The 21,412-nt window shown below is 73.7% G+C and carries 13 protein-coding genes; 6 read left to right on the top strand and 7 right to left on the bottom strand.

The window, feature by feature from the left end; translation table 11 throughout:
- Positions 1-261 precede the first annotated feature (261 nt).
- The 3 genes from BFV98_RS01140 (at position 262) to BFV98_RS01130 (ending at position 6,244) form a co-directional block, all read left to right on the top strand.
- Positions 262-3,591 (top strand): discoidin domain-containing protein, encoded by a 3,330-nt coding sequence (locus BFV98_RS01140; RefSeq protein ID WP_030268314.1) that lies wholly within the window; start codon positions 262-264, stop codon positions 3,589-3,591.
- A gap of 72 nt (positions 3,592-3,663) precedes the next feature.
- Positions 3,664-5,187, top strand: a complete 1,524-nt coding sequence (locus BFV98_RS01135) for a family 43 glycosylhydrolase (RefSeq protein WP_030268312.1) — start codon at positions 3,664-3,666, stop codon at positions 5,185-5,187.
- A 16-nt stretch (positions 5,188-5,203) separates the two neighbouring features.
- A complete protein-coding gene (locus BFV98_RS01130) occupies positions 5,204-6,244 on the top strand; it encodes a LacI family DNA-binding transcriptional regulator (RefSeq protein WP_013286966.1) in 1,041 nt (346 codons plus the stop codon).
- A 1-nt stretch (position 6,245) separates the two neighbouring features.
- Here BFV98_RS01130 and BFV98_RS01125 read toward each other — a convergent pair whose 3' ends face one another.
- From BFV98_RS01125 to BFV98_RS01100, 6 genes are all read right to left on the bottom strand, one after another.
- On the bottom strand, positions 6,246-8,168 hold the full coding sequence (locus BFV98_RS01125; RefSeq protein WP_232236579.1) for a glycoside hydrolase family 127 protein: 1,923 nt from the start codon (positions 8,166-8,168) through the stop codon (positions 6,246-6,248).
- Positions 8,165-9,082 (bottom strand): carbohydrate ABC transporter permease, encoded by a 918-nt coding sequence (locus BFV98_RS01120; RefSeq protein ID WP_030268308.1) that lies wholly within the window; start codon positions 9,080-9,082, stop codon positions 8,165-8,167. The genes BFV98_RS01125 and BFV98_RS01120 overlap by 4 nt, the downstream gene beginning before the upstream one ends.
- 3 nt (positions 9,083-9,085) lie before the next feature.
- Positions 9,086-10,003 (bottom strand): carbohydrate ABC transporter permease, encoded by a 918-nt coding sequence (locus tag BFV98_RS01115; protein WP_030268306.1) that lies wholly within the window; start codon positions 10,001-10,003, stop codon positions 9,086-9,088.
- A 27-nt stretch (positions 10,004-10,030) separates the two neighbouring features.
- Positions 10,031-11,326, bottom strand: coding sequence for a sugar ABC transporter substrate-binding protein (locus BFV98_RS01110; RefSeq protein ID WP_030268305.1), 1,296 nt, complete (start codon positions 11,324-11,326; stop codon positions 10,031-10,033).
- A 265-nt stretch (positions 11,327-11,591) separates the two neighbouring features.
- The gene (locus BFV98_RS01105) at positions 11,592-12,407 is read right to left on the bottom strand and encodes a hypothetical protein (protein ID WP_176921668.1); all 816 of its coding nucleotides are present in this window, start codon (positions 12,405-12,407) and stop codon (positions 11,592-11,594) included.
- A gap of 64 nt (positions 12,408-12,471) precedes the next feature.
- A complete protein-coding gene (locus BFV98_RS01100; RefSeq protein ID WP_013286972.1) occupies positions 12,472-12,816 on the bottom strand; it encodes a hypothetical protein in 345 nt (114 codons plus the stop codon).
- A gap of 296 nt (positions 12,817-13,112) precedes the next feature.
- On the opposite strand from BFV98_RS01100, the gene BFV98_RS01095 reads away from it, so the two are divergent.
- The 3 genes from BFV98_RS01095 to BFV98_RS01085 all read left to right on the top strand — a co-directional run bounded on the left by BFV98_RS01095 (position 13,113) and on the right by BFV98_RS01085 (position 18,858).
- Positions 13,113-14,327 carry a cellulose binding domain-containing protein gene (locus BFV98_RS01095; RefSeq protein ID WP_071094472.1) on the top strand — a complete coding sequence of 405 codons (1,215 nt, stop codon included), beginning with the start codon at positions 13,113-13,115 and terminating at the stop codon, positions 14,325-14,327.
- Positions 14,328-14,617: 290 nt separating this feature from the next.
- On the top strand, positions 14,618-16,810 hold the full coding sequence (locus tag BFV98_RS01090; RefSeq protein WP_071094471.1) for a BTAD domain-containing putative transcriptional regulator: 2,193 nt from the start codon (positions 14,618-14,620) through the stop codon (positions 16,808-16,810).
- Positions 16,807-18,858 (top strand): BREX system ATP-binding domain-containing protein, encoded by a 2,052-nt coding sequence (locus BFV98_RS01085; RefSeq protein WP_071094469.1) that lies wholly within the window; start codon positions 16,807-16,809, stop codon positions 18,856-18,858. The genes BFV98_RS01090 and BFV98_RS01085 overlap by 4 nt, the downstream gene beginning before the upstream one ends.
- Before the next feature lie 28 nt (positions 18,859-18,886).
- Here the strand turns inward: BFV98_RS01085 and BFV98_RS01080 are convergent, their stop codons facing one another.
- Positions 18,887-21,412: a hypothetical protein gene (locus BFV98_RS01080; RefSeq protein ID WP_071094467.1), complete on the bottom strand. Its 2,526-nt coding sequence runs from the start codon at positions 21,410-21,412 to the stop codon at positions 18,887-18,889.

The raw sequence follows: 21,412 nt of genomic DNA, 5'->3' as shown, positions 1-21,412 counted from the left end.
ACAGACTCCGATGCGGTGGTATGTTGCTGAAAAGGTTTTCGGCTCAGGTCGGCGGGGCAGCCGGCCGGCCGGGCGAGGCAGTCGCCGACGACCGGGCGTCGACGACCGGGGGCCGTTCCACCCGCCGCGCACGCGGGTCACGACGGCCGCCCGAAACCGGTACGAGGTGTCACCCCGACCGCCGCCCCGCCGCGGTACCGGCGGTCCGGCCTGTCGCGGTGCAGTTCTCATCCCGACAACGAAAGGTCTCGGTGAGCACCCATGAACACATGGGATCCTCCCGGAAGTCCACACCTCGATCGGGCCGGGCCGGAGGTGCGCACGTCGCCACCCCCGGCCGTCCGCCGGTTCCGGCGGGTCACCGGAGCGGCGCTCGCCCTGGTGGTCGTCGGCGCGCTCACCCCGGTGGCCGCGAGCCCCGCACAGGCCGCTCAGACCATCGGCTATCCCACCTTCGGTGGCCCGGCGGTCCCGCAGCCGCCGGTCGGGTACACCACCGGCAACATGATGCAGTCGATCTACGACGCGGAGAAGGCGGGCACCGACTTCTGGATCGACCGGCTGCTGTCGCGCTCCGGCGGCGGCGATCCGTCCGACGCCGACGGCGGGATCCTGATGACCCGCGGGCGGGCCCTGTTCATGAAACAGCACAACCCGGCGGTGATCGGCTTCGGCGGCCGGGTGGCGTACTGGGAGAGCATCAGCGACGCCGCCGCGTACTCGATCGCGCTGGGCCCGGGGACGTTCACCGAGCAGAGCAGCCAGCGCTGGCAGGCGCCCAGCCACTGGAGGAGCGTGTACGCCGGGGGCTCGGTGCAGGCCACAGTCACCAAGTTCATCACCGACAACAACGTCGCGGTCACCAACCTGTCGATCAGGAACAGCGGCGGCGCTCCTGTCACACTCACCCTGCGGGCCACCTCGCCGTACGCGTCGTCCGGCAGCGGCAACGAGCTGACCGGGTCGACCGGTGTGAAGAACGGCCTCACCACGCTCGCCACCAGGCTGGCCGGTGACGGCTTCACCGCGTCCGGCGGCGCGCTGACCCGGACGGTCACCGTCGCCGCCGGCGCCACGGTGCAGACCAAGGTGGTCATGGGGTTCACCGCCCGGGAGATCCCGCAGTCGTCGACCGACTACCTGAGCTACCGCGACGCCACCCCGGACGCCGCCTTCGCCACCCACGTCCGCGCCTACCACAGGTGGTGGGCCGAGAACGTCCCCTACATCGACGTGCCGGAACCGGCGATCAAGAAGAACATCTACTACCGCTGGTGGCTGATGCGCTTCAACCACCTCGACGCCGACATCCCCGGGCAGACCTTCCAGTTCCCGACGTCGGTGGAGGGCGCGCTGGGCTACAACAACGCCATCGCGTTGACCCAGCCGATGCACATCGACGACCTGAAGTACCTGCGCGACCCGAAGTACGCCTACGGCGACTGGCTCTCGGTCGGTCAGGTGTCCAAGGGCGGACGCTTCCTGGACAACCCCGGCGACCCGGAGAACTGGTCCAACAGCTACACCCAGTACATCGCCGAGGCGGCCTGGCGCAGCTACCAGCTCCACGGCGGCCAGCCCGGCATCGCGGCGAGCCTCGCCCGCTACGCCGAAGGCGACGTCAAGGGCCAGCTCGCCCACTACGACCGCGACGGCAACGGCATCATCGAGTACGACTGGGGCGCGCTGACCGGCAACGACGCCGACGCCGTCTCGTTCCACTGGCGCCCCGGCAACCTGGACCGGGCCGAGGGCGCGTACCAGTACAGCGGCGCGCTGGCCGCCGCGCAGGCGTACGAGGCGGTCGGCAACTCGGCCAAGGCCGCCGAGATGCGGGCCCTGGCCGCCCGGATCCGCAACGCGATCGTCACGGTGCTCTGGAACCCGGCCGACAACCTGCTGGAACACCGGCACGTGGCGACGAACGCCCACGTGCCGTGGAAGGAGATCAACAACTACTACCCGTACGCGGTCGGCCTGATGCCCGCCACCGATCAGTACAAGCAGGCGCTGCGCCTCCTCGCCGACCCGGCGGAGTACCCGATCTTCCCGTTCTACACCGCCAACCAGCGGGACAAGGCCGCCGCGGCGGCCGCCGGCTCGCCCGGCAGCAACAACTTCTCCACCATCAACTCCACAGTGCAGTTCCGGTTGCTCTCCTCGGTCCTGCGCACCTACCCCAACCAGTGGGTCGGCCCGGAGGACTACAAGAAGCTGCTCTACTGGAACGTCTGGGCCCAGTACGTCAACGGCGACACCCGCTGGCCCGACGCCAACGAGTTCTGGGCCGACTGGAACCCGGGCGGCAAGCGCATCGACTACCGCTCCTGGATCCACCACAACATCCTCGGCAGCAGCAACTGGACGGTCGTCGAGGACGTGGCCGGTCTGCGGCCGCGCAACGACAACCGGGTCGAGTTGTCGCCAATCGCCATCGGCTGGCCGAACTTCACAGTCAACAACATCCGCTACCGCAACAGCGACCTGACGATCGTCTGGGACGACCCGGGCGACGGGGTGACCCGGTACCCGGGCGTCCCCGAGGGGTACTCGATCTACGTCAACGGGAACCGGGCCGTCACCGTCGACAAGCTCGTGCCGCTGGTCTTCGACCCGTCCAGCGGATCGGTCAGCTTCCCCGGCGCCACCGCCGGTGTCACTTTCAGCACGCCGGTGCCCGGCATGCGGGCCCCCAACCAGGTGGTCCACAGTGACGCCGGCACGGTGGACCTGCTCGCCAAGGCGGGGGTGGATCTGAGCGCGAACCTGCCCGACCTCGCCGACGGCGCGAGAGTGACGGCCTCGACCACCGCGAGCGGCACCAGCGCCGGCGCCGCGATCGACGGCTACCCGACGAACGAGCCGTTCTGGGGCGCCGGCGGGTCCGCCGCCCAGGACTGGTACGAGATCGACTTCGGTTCGCCGAAGACCGTCGACGAGCTGCGCCTGTACGTCAAGGACAGCCGCCCGGCCGGCGGCACCTACCGGCCGCCGGCGTCGTACCAGGTCCAGTACCACGACGGCAGCGCCTGGGTGAACGTCGGCGCACAGGTCGGCACGCCGGCGGCACCCCAGGGCAACTACAACAACGTCCGCTTCGCCGCGGTTGCCGCCCAGCGGATCCGGGTGGTGCTGACGCACGCCGGCGGCGCGCGGTCCGGCCTGACCGAGGTGCAGGCCTACCACCGCGGCGGGTCCACGCCACCGGCCTCCACCTCGTACGAGGCGGAGGCGAGCGGCAACACGCTGACCGGGCAGGCCGCGGTGCGCTCCTCGGCCGGCGCCTCCGGCGGCGCGCTCGTCGGCTACGTCGGCAACGGCACCGCGAACACGCTGCGGTTCACGAACGTCACGGCGAACGCCGCCGGACCGCGCACTGTCACCGTCTCCTACGCCTCGGCCGAGGCCAGGTCGACACAGATCAGCGTCAACGGAGGCACCCCGGTCACTGTCGCCACCCCGGGCACCGGCGGCTGGGACACCGTCGGCACGGTCAGCGTCACGCTCCCGCTCAACGCGGGCACGAACACCCTCACCTTCGGCAACACCGCGGGCTGGGCGCCGGACCTCGACCGCATCCAGGTCAGCTGAGCCGCGGCGGTGGGAGGCCCCGCCACCCACCGCCGCGCGTCCGCCCCGTCACCACACCGAAAGGACCTCCCCATGGACCCGTCCCGGCACCCCCGCCGGCGCACCGGTGGGGCCGCCGTCGCGATCCTGCTGCTGGCCGCGCTCCTGCCCCTGCTCCCCGGCAGCCCCGCCCAGGCCGTCAGCGCCTTCGGCACCACAGTCGTCAACCAGGCGAACGGAAACTGTGTCGAGGTGCCCGGCGGCGCCGCCACGAACGCGCTGCAGCTCGTCCAGGCCGGCTGCGGCGCGGGCGCCCGGCAGACCTTCACCGTCACGCCGGTGGCCGGCACGACCGACCGCTACACGATCACCACACTCACCCCCGGCAGCTGTCTCGACATCTACGGCGCGTCCACCGCCGACAACGCCGCCGTCATCCAGTACACCTGCCACGGCGGCACCAACCAGCAGTTCCGCCTGGTGGCCAACGGCGCCGCCGGCACCGTGAACCTGGCCGCCGTCTCCAGCGGGAAGTGCGTCGCTCCGGTCAACGACGGCGGCGCGGCCGGCACCGCTCTGGTCCAGTTGCCCTGCACCAGCGCCGCCAGCCGGACGTGGCGGCTCACCGGCTACCCGGGCGGCGGGCCGAACCCCGGCCCCAACACGTACGCCAACCCGATCAAGGTGAACGGACCCGACCCGTGGTTGAAGTACCACGACGGCTACTACTACCTGGCGACCACGACCTGGAACAACACCGTCACGATGCGACGGTCCCGGACGCTGGACGGGCTGGCCGGCGCGGCCGACACCGTGCTGTTCACCCTCACCCGCCCCAACGGCGCGGGCACCATGTGGGCCCCCGAGTTCCACCTGCTCGACGGCCCGAACGGCAGGCGCTGGTACCTGTACTACGTCGCCGGCCGCCAGCCGTTCGACCTGGGCAGCCAGCGCATCCACGTGCTGGAGAGCGCCGGCACCGACCCGATGGGGCCGTACACGTTCAAGGCCGACCTGCTGGATCCCACCGCCGACAACACCTGGGAGCTGGACCCCAGCATCATGCAGCTCAACGGCAAGCTGTACCTGCTGGGCACGTACTACAACGGCGCACAGCCCAACTTCATCCGCGAGCTGAGCAACCCGTGGACCGCCGCCGGCACGCGGCGCCTGCTGTCCACCCCCACCTACGGCTGGGAGACGTCCGGGGGCGCCGTGAACGAGGGCGCCGAGGTCCTGCAACGCAACGGCCGGACGTTCATCATCTTCTCGGCCAGCCACTGCAGCACACCGGACTACAAGCTCGGGATGCTGACCTGGAACGGCGGCGATCCGCTCAACTCCTCGTCGTGGGTCAAGTCCCCGCAGCCGGTCTTCCAGCGCAGCGACGCCAACCGCGTCTTCGGCCCCGGCCACAACGGCTTCTTCACGTCGCCGGACGGCACCGAGGACTGGATCGTCTACCACGCGAACAGCTCGGCATCCGGCGGCTGCGACATGAACCGCAGCACCCGGGCGCAGAAGTTCACCTGGAACGCCGACGGCACACCGAACTTCGGCACTCCGGTAGCCACCGGGGTGCGGCTCCCCGCCCCCTCCGGCGAGCCGGCCGGCTGACACCTCGCCCGAGTCGATGAGGACGCCGGAGGACACACCCGTGCCGAGGCACTCGATCATGCGCGACGTCGCGCGGCTGGCGGGGGTGTCGAACCAGACGGTCTCCCGGGTGCTCAACGCGCACCCGCACGTCCGGGACGACACCCGCCGCCGGGTGCTGGCGGCGGTGCGGGCGCTGGACTACCGCCGCAACCCGGCGGCCCGCGCGCTGGTCACCCGCCGCTCCGGGACGCTCGGCATCATCGCGTACGAGAGCGCCCTGTACGGCCCGACCTCCATGCTGTACGCGATCGAGGGCGCGGCCCGGTCCGCCGGCTACTTCCTGAGCGTGGCGGGACTGCGCGACCTGGACCGCCGGTCGGTGCTGGACGCGGTGGACTGGCTGCGCGCGCAGTCGGTCGAGGGCATCATCGCGATCGCCCCGAAGCCGGTGGTGGCCGCCGCGCTGGCCCAGGTGTCCGACGGCCTGGCGGTCGTCGGCGTGGGCGGCGGGCACGACGAGGCGGTGCCGAACGTCCAGATCGACAACGCCGCGGGCGCCCGGCTGGCCACCCGGCACCTGCTCGACCTCGGGCATGCCACGGTGCATCACGTGGCCGGCCCGGCCGACTGGCCGGAGGCGACCGAGCGGACCGACGGGTGGCGAGCCGGCCTGCACGCCACCGGCCGGCCGTCGCCGTACGCCGTGCCGGGTGCCTGGACCGCCCGGGCCGGCTACACGCAGGGCCGGCGACTGGCCCGGGATCCGTCGGTGACGGCGGTCTTCTGCGCCAGCGACCAGATCGCCCTGGGGGTGCTCCGCGCTCTGCACGAGGCGGGCCGGCGGGTGCCGGACGAGGTCAGCGTGGTGGGCTTCGACGACATGCCCGACGCGGGCTACTTCCTGCCCCCGCTGACCACCGTGCGGCAGGACTTCGCCGAACTCGGCCGGCGCAGCCTGGACCTGCTGCTGGCCCAGCTCGACGCGGGCGGGGACCGATCGGCGCCCGGACGCGTGCTCCTGACGCCCGAACTCGTCGTGCGGGACAGCACGGCGGCGCCCCCGGCGGCGCGCTGAGTCAGCCGGCCGGCAGCCAGACCCGCATGGTGGACGGCCCCCGGTTGGCCCAGGAGTGGTACGCCACGAGCGGGACCTCGACCGGTTCCGTCACCGCCTCGGCCGGCGGCGCGGCCGTACCACGGTAGGGCCAGTCGTGGTCGGGCCAGTCGAGCCGCCGGCAGCGCACCGACACCCGGTCGCCGGCGCTCCGGGGCGGCCGGGTCGTGTCGACGTGCAGCCCTTGCAGGTCCGCGCCCGGCGGCACGTCCACCGACTCGACCGCGAGCACCAGCGGCCCGCGTTCCACCGCCACGCATCCACGGACCGCGTCGATGCGGGGGTCCGGGTACGTGAACCGGGGCTGCACCGGCAGGCTCAGCACGACCTCGTCCCCGCTCCGCCACGTCCGGCGCTCGGTGACGTAGCCCGGATGCGCGGTGCGGGTCCGGCCGCCGACGGTCAGCGTCGCACCCCGCCCCGCCCAGTCCGGCACCCGCAACGACAGGGTCCAAAGCCGCTCGTCGTCGCTGTCGATCCGTACCCGGACCATGCCGTCGTCCGGATAGCCCGTGGTGACCGTCAGGTGCCGCTCGCCCCCGTCCGGGGTGCGGTGGGCGACGGTCGCCGGCACGTACTGGTGGATCTGGAGGCCCTCGTCGTCGGTGGTCGCCACGTACGCGCCGAGGCCGGCCAGGGTGCGCGCGACGTTCGTCGGGCAGCACGACACCTCGAACCAGGGCGCCCGCTGGGCCGCCTCGGCGCGGATCCTCGGCCGGTCGTCGTCGGGACGGGCGCCGAGTTCCCGGCGGTGCAGCGTGTTGGTGTAGAAGAACGCCCGGCCGTCGGCCGCCGGGGACGCCGCGACCACGTTGAACAGGGTCCGCTCGATGAGATCGGCACAGCCGGGGTCGCCGGAGGCGAGCAGCAGCCGCCAGGCCAGCATCACCGAGCCCACCGCCGCGCACGTCTCGGAGTAGGCGCGGTCGGGCGGCAGCACCCAGTCGGCGCCGAACGCCTCGTCCTGGTGCCGGGAACCCTGCCCGCCGGTGAGGTAGGTCCGCCGGGCCACAGCGGTACGCCACTGGTGGCGTACCGCCTTCATCAGCCCCGGGTCGTCCCGCTCGACGGCGACGTCGACCGCCCCGCAGGCCAGGTAGTTCGCGCGGACCGCGTGTCCCCGCAGCACCGTCGCCTCGCGTACCGGCGTCTCGTCCTGGAAGTACTCGCGTCCCCACTCCACGTCCCCCAGCCGGCCGTGGCCGCGCCGGTCGAGGAAGAGCGCCGCCTGGGCCAGGTAGCGGTCGTCGCCGGTCGTGCGGGCGAACTCGACGAGCGCGGTCTCGATCTCCGGGTGCCCGCACAGCCCGTCGAGCCCGTCCGGCCCGAACGTGTCGCAGATGTTGTCGGCGACCCGCCGGGCGACCGCCACCAGCCCGTCGTCGGCGTGTGGACGGGTCCGGGCCCGGGCGACGGCCGCCTGGAGCAGGTGGCCGGCGCAGTAGAGCTCGTGCCCGTGCCCGAGGTCGGACCAGCGCGGTGGTTGCCCCCGGTGCCCGAACCGCGTGTTGAGGTAGCCGTCGCCGTCCTGCGCCCGCGCCACCCGGCTGACGACGCGGCCGAAGACCGACTCCAGCCGCGGGTCGCCGCTGCGCCCGATCTCCCACGCCATCGCCTCGAGGTACTTGTAGACCTCCGAGTCGGAGAACTCGCGCCCCCGGCGCCCGCCGGCCGGCCCGCCGGAGGCGACCAGGTCGAAGTTGCGGATCCAGCCCTCCCGCTCCAGCCAGTGCCCGATGTGCCCCAGGCTCGCGTCCGCGTTGACGGACTGCCGGTCCGCCCAGAACCCGCCGGTGATGCGTACCTCACCGAGCCCGAGCGGCCGGAATCGGCCGCGCGTCGGCAGGACGGGTGCGGCGGCGGGCACGCTACGAGCCATGGTCATCCCTTCACCGCGCCGGACATGAAGCCGCGCACGTAGTGTCGTTGGAGCAGCAGGAACAGCACGACGCACGGCAGGGCGAGCACGACGACACCCGCTTCGGTCGCGCCGTAGTCGACGACGCCCTGGGTCTGGCCGCGAAGGTTGGCCACCGCGAGCGGCAGGGTCATCCGCTCGGAGTCGTTGATGAGGATCAGCGGCGCCATGAAGTCGTTCCACGAGGCGAGGAACGCGAACAGTCCGACGGTGATCAGGCCGGGCTTGACGGCCGGGATGAGCACCCGGCGCAGCGCGCCGAACGACGAGCACCCGTCGACCATCGCCGCCTCGTCGAGTTCACGCGGCACCGCCTCGAAGGAGATCCGCATCAGGAACGTGGAGAACGGGAGCTGGAACATGGTGAGCACCAGGGCGACGCCGACGAGCGAGTTCTGCAACCCGACCCGGTTGAGCAGGACGTAGAGCGGGATGAGCAGGGTCGCGTACGGCACCATCAGGATGGCGAGGGTGAGCAGGAACAGCGCGTTGCGCCCGGGGAAGCGGAACCGTGCGAACGCGTAGCCGCCCAGGAGGGAGACGGACAGGGTGAGCACGACCGTCAGGAGCGACACCAGCGCCGAGTTGGCGAGATAGCGCCCCACGCCCGCCTGATATCCGGCCAGGGTCGCGTAGTTGCCGAACCCCCAGCCCTGCGTCTGGCCGGTCCCGGCTTGCGGGGACACCGACGCGACAGCCGTCCAGACCAGCGGGAAGAGGAAGATCAGCGCCATCCCTCCGGTGAACACCCAGTACGGCGTGCGCAGCGCCACGCCGGCGACGGTGAGACCGTCCGGCTTGCGCGCGGCGGCCGGCGCCGGGGCAGGACGCCGGGGCGTTCCGTCCACAGGGGTCCGGGCGGAACGGGAGTCGACGGCCATGGTTCAGCGCTCCTCGGGCCGGAAGGCGCGCAGTTGCAGCGCGTTGAGCAGGACCAGGGCCACCAGGACGACGACCGACAGCGCGGCGGCGACGCCGAGGTCGTTCTGGCCCTGGAACGCGATCATGTAGATCAGCTGCACGACGGTGACGGTGCTGTTGTCCGGGCCGCCCTTCGTGAGGATGTAGAACTGTTCGAACGCGAGCAGGGAACCGGTCACGCAGAGCACCGTCGTCAGCGCCAGCGTCGGGCGCAGCAGCGGCAGGGTCACCCGCCGGAACGTCTGCCAGCGGCTCGCGCCGTCCGCGCGCGCGGCCTCGAAGACGTCCGCCGGGATGCTCTGGAGGCCGACGAGCATGAGCACCATGTAGAAGCCGGCGTAGCGCCAGACGACGAGGAAGACGGTCGACAGGAGCGCCGCGTTCGGTGAGCCGAGGAACGTGACGTCCAGCCGGCGCATCACCGGCGCGAACGGGCTGGCGTACGGCGAGTAGATCACGTAGAACAGCAGGGACGCCGAGGCCAGCCCGAGGGCGCCGGGGACGAGGAACGACGCGCGCAGCAGGTTGTTCCACCGGCTCGACTCCTGTACGAGCAGTGCCAGTCCCAGCCCGAGCGCGATCAGCAGCACCGTCGCGAGCACCGTGTACTTGACGGTGAAGACGACCGAGTCGCTGAAGAAGCGGTGGCTCACCGCCCGGGTGACGTTGTCGGGCGCGTTCAGTCCCTGGTCGCCGGCCAGCAGCGGCCACCTCGACGCCGCCATCTTGAGCACCAGCAGCAGGGGAACGGCGAACAGCGCTGCGACGAAGGCCGCTGTGGGTGCGGCGAACAGCCAGCCGAGCAGCGCCTGCCGGCGTCCGGAACGGAAGCGGCGGCGGGTCGTCGCGCGGCGCGGATCCGGTGGTGCGGTGACCTCCATGGCAGCTCCTCGCTCCCCCGCCGCGGCCTACTGCTTCAGGACGGCGGTGATCTGGTCGTTCTGCTTCTGGATGTCGCCGCCGCCCTGGAGGACCTGGCCGCGGACCAGGGCGAGCCAGGGGCTGCCCGGGGCGTTGAAGGCCTGCTGGAAGTTCAGGGCGACCGGGGTGTCGCCCTTGCCGGCCACCTCGTTGACGGTGACCAGGCGGGGATCACGCGCGGCGTACCTGTTGTCCGCCAGGTCGGAGCGCGACACCACGTCCTTGTTCTTCGCCAGCACCTCCACCTGGGCCTGCTCCGACATCAACCAGTTGAGGAAGTTCCAGGCCTGCCCGGACTTCCGGGAGTCCTTCGACACGCCGATGCCGTCGCCTCCGACGAATGTCGACGCACCGCCGTCGGGGCCGGGGATGCCGGCCACCCCGACGTCGAACGGCGTCGAGGAGAGCAGCGTCGCCGGATAGAACATCAGGCCCACCTTGCCCTCGGTGAAGGCCGCGGTCCAGGTCGGACCGGTCTCCCCCGCCGAGGACGGCAGGACCGCGCCGGAGCGCCACAGGTCCGCCCAGGTGCGGTAGACCTTCTCCGCGGTGTCTCCGGCGAGTTCGGAGGTGGTGCCGTCCGCGCCGAGCACCTCGCCGCCCGCCGCCCAGATCGACGGGAACCAGGTGAAGGCCAGGCAGCCGCCGCAGTTGAGGCCGGTGGCGGTGCCGTAGACACCGTCCCTCCCGATGGCCTGGACGGCCTTGGCGGCCGTGGCGTACTCGGCGAGGGTCGCCGGCGCCCGGTCCGGGTCGAGCCCGGCCTCCCGGAACAGCTTCTTGTTCCAGAACAGCATCGACAGGTCGAGCACGAACGGCAGCACGTGCTTCCGGCCGTCACGCGTACCGGCGGCGAGGTGGCCCTTGTTGACCGAGTCCTTGAAGTCGAGGCCGTCGATGTTGGCGCCGAGGTCCTGGAACAGTCCCTGGCTCACCCAGTTCGGCACGTACACGATGTCCGCGGCGAACAGGTCCGGCAGGCTGCCGGAGCCGGCCGCCGCGCCCACCTTCGCGACGTAGTCGTCGTTGGGGACGACGGTCAGCGCGACCTTGTTCCGGTGGCTGGCGTTGTACGCCTCGACCAGCAGCTTCGCCTGCTTCTCGAGCGGCGCCCGGGTCCACAGCGTCAGCTTGCTGCCGTCGTCGAGCCCGTTCGGGCCGGCCTGGGCCAGTGCCCCGTCGTCGCCGCCGTCGTCGCCGCACGCCGCCGCGCCGAGAACCAGCACGGCCGCCGTGAGCCCGGCCAGCCACCGCCGTCCGCGTCGGCTCGGTGTGATCGTCATGTCGGCCTCCCGTTCTCTGAGGGAGCCGGAGCCGGCTCCACGGCTGAAGCGGTAAGCGGTTGCCGATGCCGGCCCTCGGGCTCAGCCCGGCGAGGTGGGCCGAGAATTCTCCGAAAACCTTTTCGGAGAATTCTCGGCGTCTACTTAGGCAGGTGTCAATACCTCGATCCGGAGGGCTGCGTGGAGCGCCTCGCCGCACCGGCACCCCCGGCCGGCCACCGGGTCAGCTCACCGCGCCCGGCGCCGCCGACGATCACGGCCCCGGTCACGCTCCGGGAGCCGGCGCGGGTCGCGGCGACGGGCCGGGCGTTGCGGCCGGGTCACCGTGGGCGGCGAGCGACGCGGCGTACGCGCCGGCGCCGATCGCCAGGTACAGCCCGCCGAACAGCCAGAACGCGGCGAACAGGAAGCCGCGCTCGGCCATCGCGGAGACCATGACGAGCGCGCCGACCACGAGGGGTCGGGCGATCCACAGCGCCGCACCCGCCCAGCCGATGCCGACCGAGCCACCGACGGTCGCAACGGTCACGAGCACGCCGGGCATCGCCACGAAGCCGCCGGTCAGGTAGCGCCACCACCGTCCACCGGCGCCTCGCCGCATCGCCCACGGCACGACCGCCGCCGCCCCGGCCACCAGCGCGAGCGGGACGTAGTACAGGCCGATCTCGCCGGACGCGCAGGCGAACAGCGCAAGCGCCGCCGCGCCGGCGAACCGTGCCGCGCCGCGGGCCCGGCCCCGCAGCACGAGCGGCGCGGCCACGAGGAGCGCCGGCAGCAGCGTGAGCAACGCGATGCCGGGGCCGAACCGCCGGACGACGCCCTGTTCGCCGGAGCCCGCGCCGAGCGGGTCCACCGGCACCGCGGACGGCAGCAGGAAGCTCACGCACACGGCGATCAGCACACCGGCGGCCACCGCGACCACTGACAGCGTCCGGGCGGCCCGCTCCGCGCCGTCCCGGACCGGCAGGCCCAGTTCCTCCCGCGCCTGGCCCGCCACCGCGCTCGGTGCGCCGAGACCGGCGAGGATCTCGGCGGTGTCGCGTCCGCTGTCCAGCGCGTCGGCGATGTGCGCGCAAGACATGTGGCGCGAGGGGTCCGCGGCACGCCGCGCTCGGCGTACCGCGGACCGGCGTCGCGGGGGTCGGTCAGAGCGTCTTGTACGAGCCGAAGGTGCCGCGCGTCGTCCAGCCCCGGAACAGGCCGAGCCCGTACCCGTGCCCGCTGCAGTCGGCGGACTGGTAGCCGATGACGTTCTGGAAGCCGCCGCTCCAGCCGAGCAGCCAGTCGGCGTCGGCCGGGAACGGGCGGCACAGGTCGTCCGGCGCGGCCTGCCGGGCGACCACGGCGAGCGGATCGCTGGAGTAGAAGACCAGGCCCGTGTCGGGGTTCGGAATCGTGGCCGGCTCGGCGGCGGCGGGCGCGGCGAACAGCGGGACGGTCAGGGCCGCGGCGGCGAGACCGGCGGCGATTCGCATGGTGGACGTGCGCATTCTGTCCTCCAGGGACGGTGGGCGGCCAAGAGGGGGGCGGCGGTTTCCCACCCCGTCAGGAGCGATGCGCATCGATGCCAACGGTGCCGCAGGAAGGTTGAGTTGTCAACCAAATCGGTGTCAGGCATCGACCAACGTGTATTGACACATTTTGTTACGGCGGTGATAGTAACTGCAAAAGCTCCCGCCGGTCCCTCCGCGGGGACGCATCGCGGCGGCGCCACACCGACGTGGCCGACCCACCGCCACCACCACCATCCAGGGAGCGCCGTCACGACGTGTCCCCTGGAGGGCGCATGAGAAGACGATCGAAGATCTACGCGGGGCTGGCGGCCACCCTCGTCCCGCTCGCCTCCGTGGTCGTGGCGCTCGGCGCGACACCCGCGGGTGCCGCGATCGGCGGCTCGGGGCCCTACCCCGCCGACTACGAGACCTCGTCGAGCCTGCCCAACCACACCATCTTCCGGCCCCAGACGCTCCCGTCCGAGCGCCTTCCCGTCCTGGTCTGGGGCAACGGCGGCTGCTCGGCGAACGGCCTGTCGCAGGGCAACTTCCTGCGCGAGATCGCCTCCCACGGCTTCCTCGCCATCGCCAACGGCGCACCGAACGGCTCCGGCTCCACGAACGCCCAGATGCTCACCCAGTCCATCGACTGGGCCGTGGCGGAGAACTCCCGGCCGGGCAGCAGGTACTACAACCGGATCGACACCACGAAGATCGCCGTGGCCGGGTTCTCCTGCGGTGGCCTGGAGGCGTACGCGGTCTCGAACGACCCGCGCGTCACCACCACCGGCATCTTCAGCAGCGGCCTGCTCAACGACGCCGACGACTACCAGCTGCGGCGACTGACCAAGCCGATCGCGTACTTCGTCGGCGGGCCGAGCGACATCGCGTACCCGAACGCGATGGACGACTGGGGCAAGCTGCCGGCCGGGCTGCCCGCCTTCATGGGCAACCTGAACGTCGGGCACGGCGGCACGTACGACCAGCCCAACGGCGGCGAGTTCGGCCGGGTCGCGGTGCTCTACCTCAAGTGGCGCCTGAAGGGCGACGTCGGCGCCGGCGCGAACTTCGTCGGCCCGGACTGCGGTCTGTGCCGCAGCCAGTGGAGCGTCCAGCAGAAGAACCTGACGCTGGACGGCCCGCCGCCCACCACGCCCCCGCCCACGACCCCGCCGCCCACCACGCCGCCGCCGACCACGCCCCCGCCGGGTGGGGCCTCCTGCACCGCCGTCTACGCCGTCCAGGACCAGTGGAACGGTGGCTTCGTCGCCAACGTGACCGTGACCGCCGGGAGCACCGCGCTGACCGGCTGGCGCGTGACGCTCACCCTGCCGGGCGGCGCCGCGATCAGCTCGTTGTGGAACGGCGTGCCCAGCGGCACCAGCGGCACCGTCAGCGTGGCCAACCAGAGCTACAACGGACGGCTGGGCGCGGGCCAGAGCACCACCTTCGGATTCCAGGGCACCGGGACCGGCGGCGGCGCCACCGCCACCTGCGCCGGTAGCTGAACCACCTCGGGCGGGGCCGGTGCCGGACCCCGGCCCCGCCCGAGGTGAGTATCGTCTCGCCGGGACGCCCGGCCGCCCGCCGGTCCGTCGTGGACGGTTCGGGCCCGCCCTCGGGAAGACTGCCTGCTAGCGCTACCGGCGGCAGCCGGAGATGAACGCGACGTGCACCGGAAAGCCCTGCGCCGTAAGCCTTTTCGCCATTTACACGAAGTTGACATGGTAGATGGTTGGGCTAGGGTTCCGCCGAACGGTTGTCACCGAGGCAGGTATCCGGTCACCACGAGGACGGCATGACGGCACAGTGCAGTGGCTTCGACATCCGCTTGCTGGGCAATCTCCGGATCACGTACGCCGGGCGGGAACTGCCACTGCGCTCGGCTCAGCGCCGGGCCGTCTTCAGCGCGCTGGCGCTCACCCCGGAGCGGGGCCTGTCCCGGGACGAGCTGATCACCGCCGTCTGGGGTGACCACCCGCCGGCCAGCGCGACCGGCAACCTCTACACGTACGTCTCCGCCCTGCGCCGGATGCTCGAACCGGACCGTGACAGGTGGTCCTCCGGCCGGGTGCTCACCTCCGAGGGCGGCAGCTACCGGCTGCACCTCGACGCCGACGCCGTCGACGTGCACCGCTTCGAGCGGCTCCGCGAACGCAGCCGCGCGCCCCGCGCCACCGGGGACACCGCGGGCGAACTGGCCGCCCTGGACGCCGCGCTCGCGCAGTGGCGGGGCGACGAGGCGCTCGTCGGCGTACCGGGACCACGGGCCGCCGGCCACCGGATCCGGCTGGGTGAGCTGTACCTGACCACTGTGGAACGGCAGGCCGAGCTGATGCTGGGCCTCGGACGCGGCGCCGAGGTCGTCGACCGCCTGCTCGCGCTCGTCGGCCGCCACCCGGCCCGGGAGAGCCTGTACGCGGTGGCGATGCGCGCGCTGGCCGCGCAGGGGCGTACCGCCGAGGCGCTCGCGCTCTACGCCACGCTGCGGAACCGGCTGGTCGAGGAGTCGGGCACCGAACCCGCCGCCGCCGTCCGGCAGATCCACGAACAACTGTCGGCCGGCACCGCGGCCCCGGCACGCGGCCCCGGCCCGGTCCCGCGGCGGCACCCCGGCTTCCGGGGCCGCTCCGCCGCGCTGGCCCGGCTGCGGTCGGCGGTCACCGGCCTGGCGGGCGGACGCGGCGGCAGCGTCTGGATCAGCGGCGAGGCGGGCATCGGGAAGTCGGCGCTGCTGGCCGAGGGACTGAGCGGCGCGGCCCCGCTCGGCGTCCAGGTCGGCTGGGCCGTCGGCGACGAGCTGGCGTACCGGATGCCGTTGAGCATCGTGCTGGAGTGCCTCTCCCTGGGCAACGACGCGGACGGCCTGCCCGCCTCGCTGCACGCCTGCACGGCCGGTGCACCACCGACCATGACCGTGATCGACACGGTGCAGCGGTTCGTGGTGGCGCGGTGCGCCGAACGGCCGCTGCTGCTGGTCCTGGACGACCTCCAGTGGGCCGACGACATGTCGCTGCTGGTCTGGCACGCGCTGCACAAGCTCACCACGCGGCTGCCGCTGCTGCTCGTCTCGGCCGCCCGCCCGGTTCCGGCCGGATACGAGGTGCGGCTCCTGCGCCGGGTGCTGCCCCGCGACGGCACCACGCTCGTCGAACTCGGTCCGCTCGACGACGACACCGCGACCGCGCTCGTACGCGACTGGTCCCGTCCGCCCGGCCCGGGCGCCGGCACCACCCGCTCGTTCGTCGCGGCGGCCGCCGGGAACCCGTACTACCTTCGTCATCTCGTCCTCGCCGACCGCGACGGCCGGACGGCCGACACGCCCGGACCCGAGCTGACCGACGCGGTCTCCCGGCACCTGCAACCGCTCGCCGACGACACCCGTCAGTTGCTGCGGGCGATCGCGTTCCTCGGCAACAACTACCTGGTCGCCGACCTGGCCGCGGTCACCGGCAAGTCGGCGCCGGAACTCGTGCCCGCGGTGGAGGAGGCGCTGGCCGCCGGGGTCCTCGTCGAGGACGGGCGTCGCCTGCGGTTCCGGCATCCGGTCCTGCGCCGGGTCCTGCGCGGCGCGATCCCGACCGCGCTGCGGGTGCTGATGCACAGACAATTCGCCCAGCGGCTCGCCGAAGCAGGTGGCGACCTCGGCCGGGTCGCGGGCCAGTTGCTGGCCGGACCGGTGCCGGTCGACGCCTGGGTGCAGGACTGGCTGACCACGCACGCCGCGCAACTGGGCGCCGTCGCCCCCGCGCCCGCGATCGCGGTGCTGCGGCACGCCGTCGCCTCGCCCGGCCTCTCCGCGCCGTCCCGCGAGCTGCTCACCGCGGAACTGGCCCGGGTGCTGCACCGCTGCGGGCTGCCCGCGGGCGCCGAGGCGAGCTGGGTGTCGGCGCACACCGGGGACGCCGCGACGCGCGCCGAGATGAGCCGGATCGCCGGCCCGGACGGGCCGTCCCCGAGCGTCGGACCGGCGGTCGTCGGGCACCGGTGAGGAGACTGCGCGTCACCGTTCTGGGGCCGGTACGCGCCTGGAACGGCGAGGTCGAGATCGACCTCGGACCGGCCCGGCGGCGGGCCCTGTTCGCGATGCTGGCCGCGAACGCCAACCGCCCGGTCACCCGCGCCGAGCTGATCCGGGCGCTGTGGGGCGACTCGGCGCCGAGCGCCGCGGCGGGCAACATCTACACCTACGTCTCCGGCCTGCGGCGCAGCCTGGGCCCGGCCGGGGGGATGCTGCGCTCCGGCCGCGCCGGGTACACGTTGCGCCTCGACCCGGGCGCGCTGGACGCCGACCGGTTCGAGGCGCTGTGCGAGGCCGCAGTGGCACCGGCCGCGGCCGGGCGGCCCGCACCGGCCGTCGCGCTGCTCGACGAGGCGCTCGCGCTGTGGCAGGGCGAGCCGTACGCGAACGTCACCGGACTCTTCGCCGACCTCGACCGGCACCGCCTGACCGAGATGCGGATCGCCGCGGCCGAGCGGCGGGCCCGGCTGGTCCTGACCGGCGGCGGCGACGACGCGCTGATCGCCGACCTGACCGCCCTGGTCCGCGACCACCCGCTGCACGAGCCGTTCCACGAGCTGCTGATGTGTGCGCTGCACCGGGCCGGCCGGGGCACCGAGGCGCTCGACGTCTTCCACGCGGCGCGCCGGGTGCTGGTGGACGAACTCGGGGTCGAGCCCGGCCCGGCGCTGCGCGAGTTGCAGAGCCGGATCCTCGCCGAGCCGGCGGCGGCCCCTCCGGCCGTACCGGTGACGCCGGTAGCGGAGGTGCCGGCAGCGGTGGCCGCGCCGCCCGTACCGCGGCGGGGCCGGCTGGTCGGACGCGACGCCGAACTGGCGCTGCTGCGCGACCTGCTGGACGCGGTGGGCGAGGGCCGCAGCGCGATCGTGTGGATCGAGGGTGAGCCGGGCATCGGCAAGTCCGCGCTGCTCGACGCGGCCCTGCACGAGGCGCGTGCGCGAGGCCACCGGGTCGCGCGCGGCAGCGCCGAGGAACTCAGCAGCCGTATCCCCCTGCACGTGATGCGCCGGGCGCTGCGCCTGGAGGACGCGCCGCACGACGACCCGGCGGCGGCTGTCGACCGGGTGCTCGGCCACGTCCGCCGGCTGACCGCCGAGGGCCCGCTGGTCCTGGCCGTCGACCATCTCCAGTGGGCCGACGAGGTGAGCCTGCTCGCCTGGGAGCGGCTGGCCGCGCTGACCCGGTGGCTGCCGCTGCTGCTCGTCGCGACCGCCCGGCCCGAGCCCGGCCGCCGCGACCTGGCCCGGCTGCGGCGCGGCGTGAGCACCCGCGCCGGGCACCTGATCCGGCTCACTCCCCTGCCCCCGTCGGACATCGAGCAGATCTTCGGCCGGACCGTTGGCGTGCCGCCCGGCGCCACGCTGCGGTCGCTGGCGCCGCTGGCCGCCGGCAACCCGCTGTACGCCCGGGAACTGGTCACCGGCCTCGTGGCGGAGGACGGGGTACGGGTCGTCGACGGGCTCGCCGAGGTCGACGCGCGGGCCGACGACATGCCGCGCTCGCTTCTGGACACCGTGCGGGCCAGCCTCGACCACCTCTCCCCCGGCGCCCGGGAGGCGCTGCGCTACGCCGCCCTGCTCGGCGACGAGTTCGCCGTCACGGAGGTCGCGGCGGTCACCGGGCGGACCCCGTTCGACCTGATGGCCGACCTGGAGGAGGCGGTCGCCGCCGACGTCCTCGTGGACGCGGGCAGCGAGCTGGCGTTCCGGCAACCGGTGCTGCGGCGGGCCCTCGCCGGCAGCATCCCCGCCGCGCTACGTCCGACGCTGCACCGGCACGCGGCACAGGCGCTCGCGGACAACGGCGGCCCCGTCACCCGGGTCGCCGACCACCTGCTCGCCGGGCCGCCCGAGGTGGACGAGTGGCTGGTGGGCTGGCTGGTCGCGCACGGCGCCGAGCTGTCCCGGCAGGCCCCGGAGGCGGCCCGCGAGCTGGTACGCCGCGCCCTGGCGAGCCACCGGCTGCCGCCGGCGCAACGGGCGACGCTCGCCGCCCTCCTCGACGGTCTCGACCGGTAGCGCCTCGGCGCTCGGCCGGTACAGCGCCTCAGCGCAGCCCGGGAACGCCCGTGAACCGGCGTGCGGCGGCCGCCGGGACCGGCGTACCCGGGCCGGTGCGGCGCACGAGGTGCTGGCGCAGGGCGGCCAGGGCGAGGGCGTCGAAGCGTACCCGCCCGTCCACAGGCGGCTCCTCCACCGCCAGTTCCCGCAACAGCAGCCGGGCGGGTGCACCGGCCTCGGGCTCCTGCACCTGGAGCACCGTGAACGCCGTACCGGGGAGGAACAGCACCCGGGCGGGCACGCCGTCGCCGGTCTCGAACGCCGCCGTGCGCCGCGCGGTCGCCGACCAGATCAGCACCTCGACCGTGCCCGGCAGGTCGGCGGGCGGCTCGGCGAGGGCGTTGGTGAACCCCCAGTCGGTGAGCACCCGCCGCTGCGCGATCCGGCGCAGGTCCGCCGTGGTCAGCCCGGCGCCTGCGTACGCGACGCCGCGGTGCACGGGCAGCCGGCGTACGCCCGCTGACACGCACCTGGCGAACGGCACGTGTCCGCCCGGCTCGGCGGACCGCAGCGCCTGGTCGAGGCCGTCGCCCGCGGCCGAGAGGTAGAGGCGGACGGCTGTCGCGTACTCCACCGCGTCGGCGCCGCCGGCGAGCGCCGGATGCGCGGCGAGCACGTCCGCCACGTCGGCGGAGACCGCGGCGATCTCGCGGCGGAACGCGCGCCGGAACCAGGTCCGCTCCTCGTCCAGGTCGGGGCCGGGGCGTACGCCCCGCGCGTCGTCGCCGGGGGTGCGCTGGAAGCGGACGGGCGCCGGTGCGGGGCGGTGCACCGGCAGCGTCATCGTCGGGCTGGTCGCCCAGCCCGCGCCGCCGCCGGGCACGGGTCCGGCCACGTCCCGCGCCGCCGCATCCGGCGCGTTCGCGTCCGGCCCGATGCCGTCGAGCCCGGCCGCGTGAGGCCCGGCCGCCTCCGACCCGACAACGCTCAGCCCGGCCCCGGGAAGCCCGGCCGCGTCCGGCCCGGCACCGTGAGGCCCGGCCACGCCTGGCCCGGCCCCGTGAGGCCCGGCCACGCCTGGCCCGGCACCGTGAGGCCCGGTCGCTTCTGCCCCCGGGCCGGGAAGCCCGGAGCCGTCCGGCAGGGTCGTTTCCGGCAGGGCGGCGGGACCGGCGACTGCGGGAACGGTCGCGGCCACCTCGCCGGCCGACGGGGCGGGCGGGCCGGCCACGGCGACGGGCACCGGCTCCGGGACGGGCGCCGGCACCGACGGCGCGGGGAGCAGGTCGGCGGCGTGACCCGTCGTGTGCCGGTACGTCCCAGCCTCGATCCCGCGCGCCGAGAGCCCTGGGCGTCCCGGCGCCACGAGCGAGGACGGCTGCACCGCCGCGCGCCTGCGGGTCGCCGGGTCCAGCCGCGCGGCCAGGTCACCGGCCAGTTCCCGGTGGCGGTCGGCAGCGGCCGGCGCCGGGTCGTCCACGACCAGGCGGACCCGGTTCGGGTCCATCGGCACCGCGCGGATCCGGTCGGCGTGGCGGGGCGGCTCCGGGGCGCGCAGCCAGAGGCCGGACGGGATCACCTCGACCACCGCGTCGTGGGCGTACTGGTAGACGCGCGGGCCGACCGGCTCGCCGAGTTCCGGCGGCGCGCGGTGGCGCAGGATGCGCGGCGTCACCGCCTTCGCCCCCAGCGTCTCCCGGGGCCGGTAGGCGAGTTCCTCGGCGAAGACCTGCCAGCCGGGCCGCCCGTCGGCGTCGACTGTGAACATGGCCGGGCCGTCGGGCCGGCCGCTGGGCACGCCGGTGAAGACGCGCACCGGGCTGCGCAGCAGGTCGGCCAGCGCCTGCCCGAACTGCTCGCCGTCGGGCAGCGCGACCGGGCCGTACTGGACGAAGCGGGCGTGCTCGCGCCCCTCCGGCGCCAGGCCGCGCCAGAACCGGGCGATGTCGTCCAGGCGCAGCGGCGCCGTCCCGGGGCAGCCCACCAGGACCGGCATGGCGTCCGGCAGGCACGGCATCGTCGAGGTGAGGTGGCTTCCGTGCACGGCGACTGCGGCCTCGTCGCGGCTCTCCCGGAGCCAGACACCGCCGGGCAGCGGCTCGGCGGCACAGGTCGAGCTGATCGTCAGGTGGTCGACGGCGGCGCCGTCCCAGGCCGGTACGGGATAGCGCTTCGACTGCCAGACCGGCGTGTGGCCGCGCCGGTAGCAGACCCAGCCGCCGAGATCGGTGGCGTGCACGAACAGCAGTCCCGCCGCACCCGGGATCATCCGTCCGAACGGGGCGATCACCGGCCGGCCCAGCCGGTCGGAGAGCCACTGGCCGGCGAGCGCCCCGGTCTCCGGGCGGGCGCCGCAGACCACCAGCCGGATGCCCCGGCGCAGGCGTTGCCGGCGCAGCTCGGTCGCGACCGTGTCCCAGATGTCGAACGGCAGTTCGTGTTGCAGGTCCAGGATCACGATGTCGTTGTCGGGATCCCGGTCCACCGACAGCGCGACCGTACGGGCCTCCGTGCTGATCCGCTCGCTGGCGTGCAGCACCAGGGCGTTGCCGACGGTGTGGCGCGTGATCAC

The sequence above is a fragment of the Micromonospora sp. WMMB235 genome (assembly GCF_001855515.1).
GTDB classification, from domain to species: Bacteria; Actinomycetota; Actinomycetes; order Mycobacteriales; family Micromonosporaceae; genus Micromonospora; species Micromonospora aurantiaca.
Note: the sequence above shows the minus strand (reverse complement) of the source record. Positions and strands in the feature narration are given on the sequence as shown.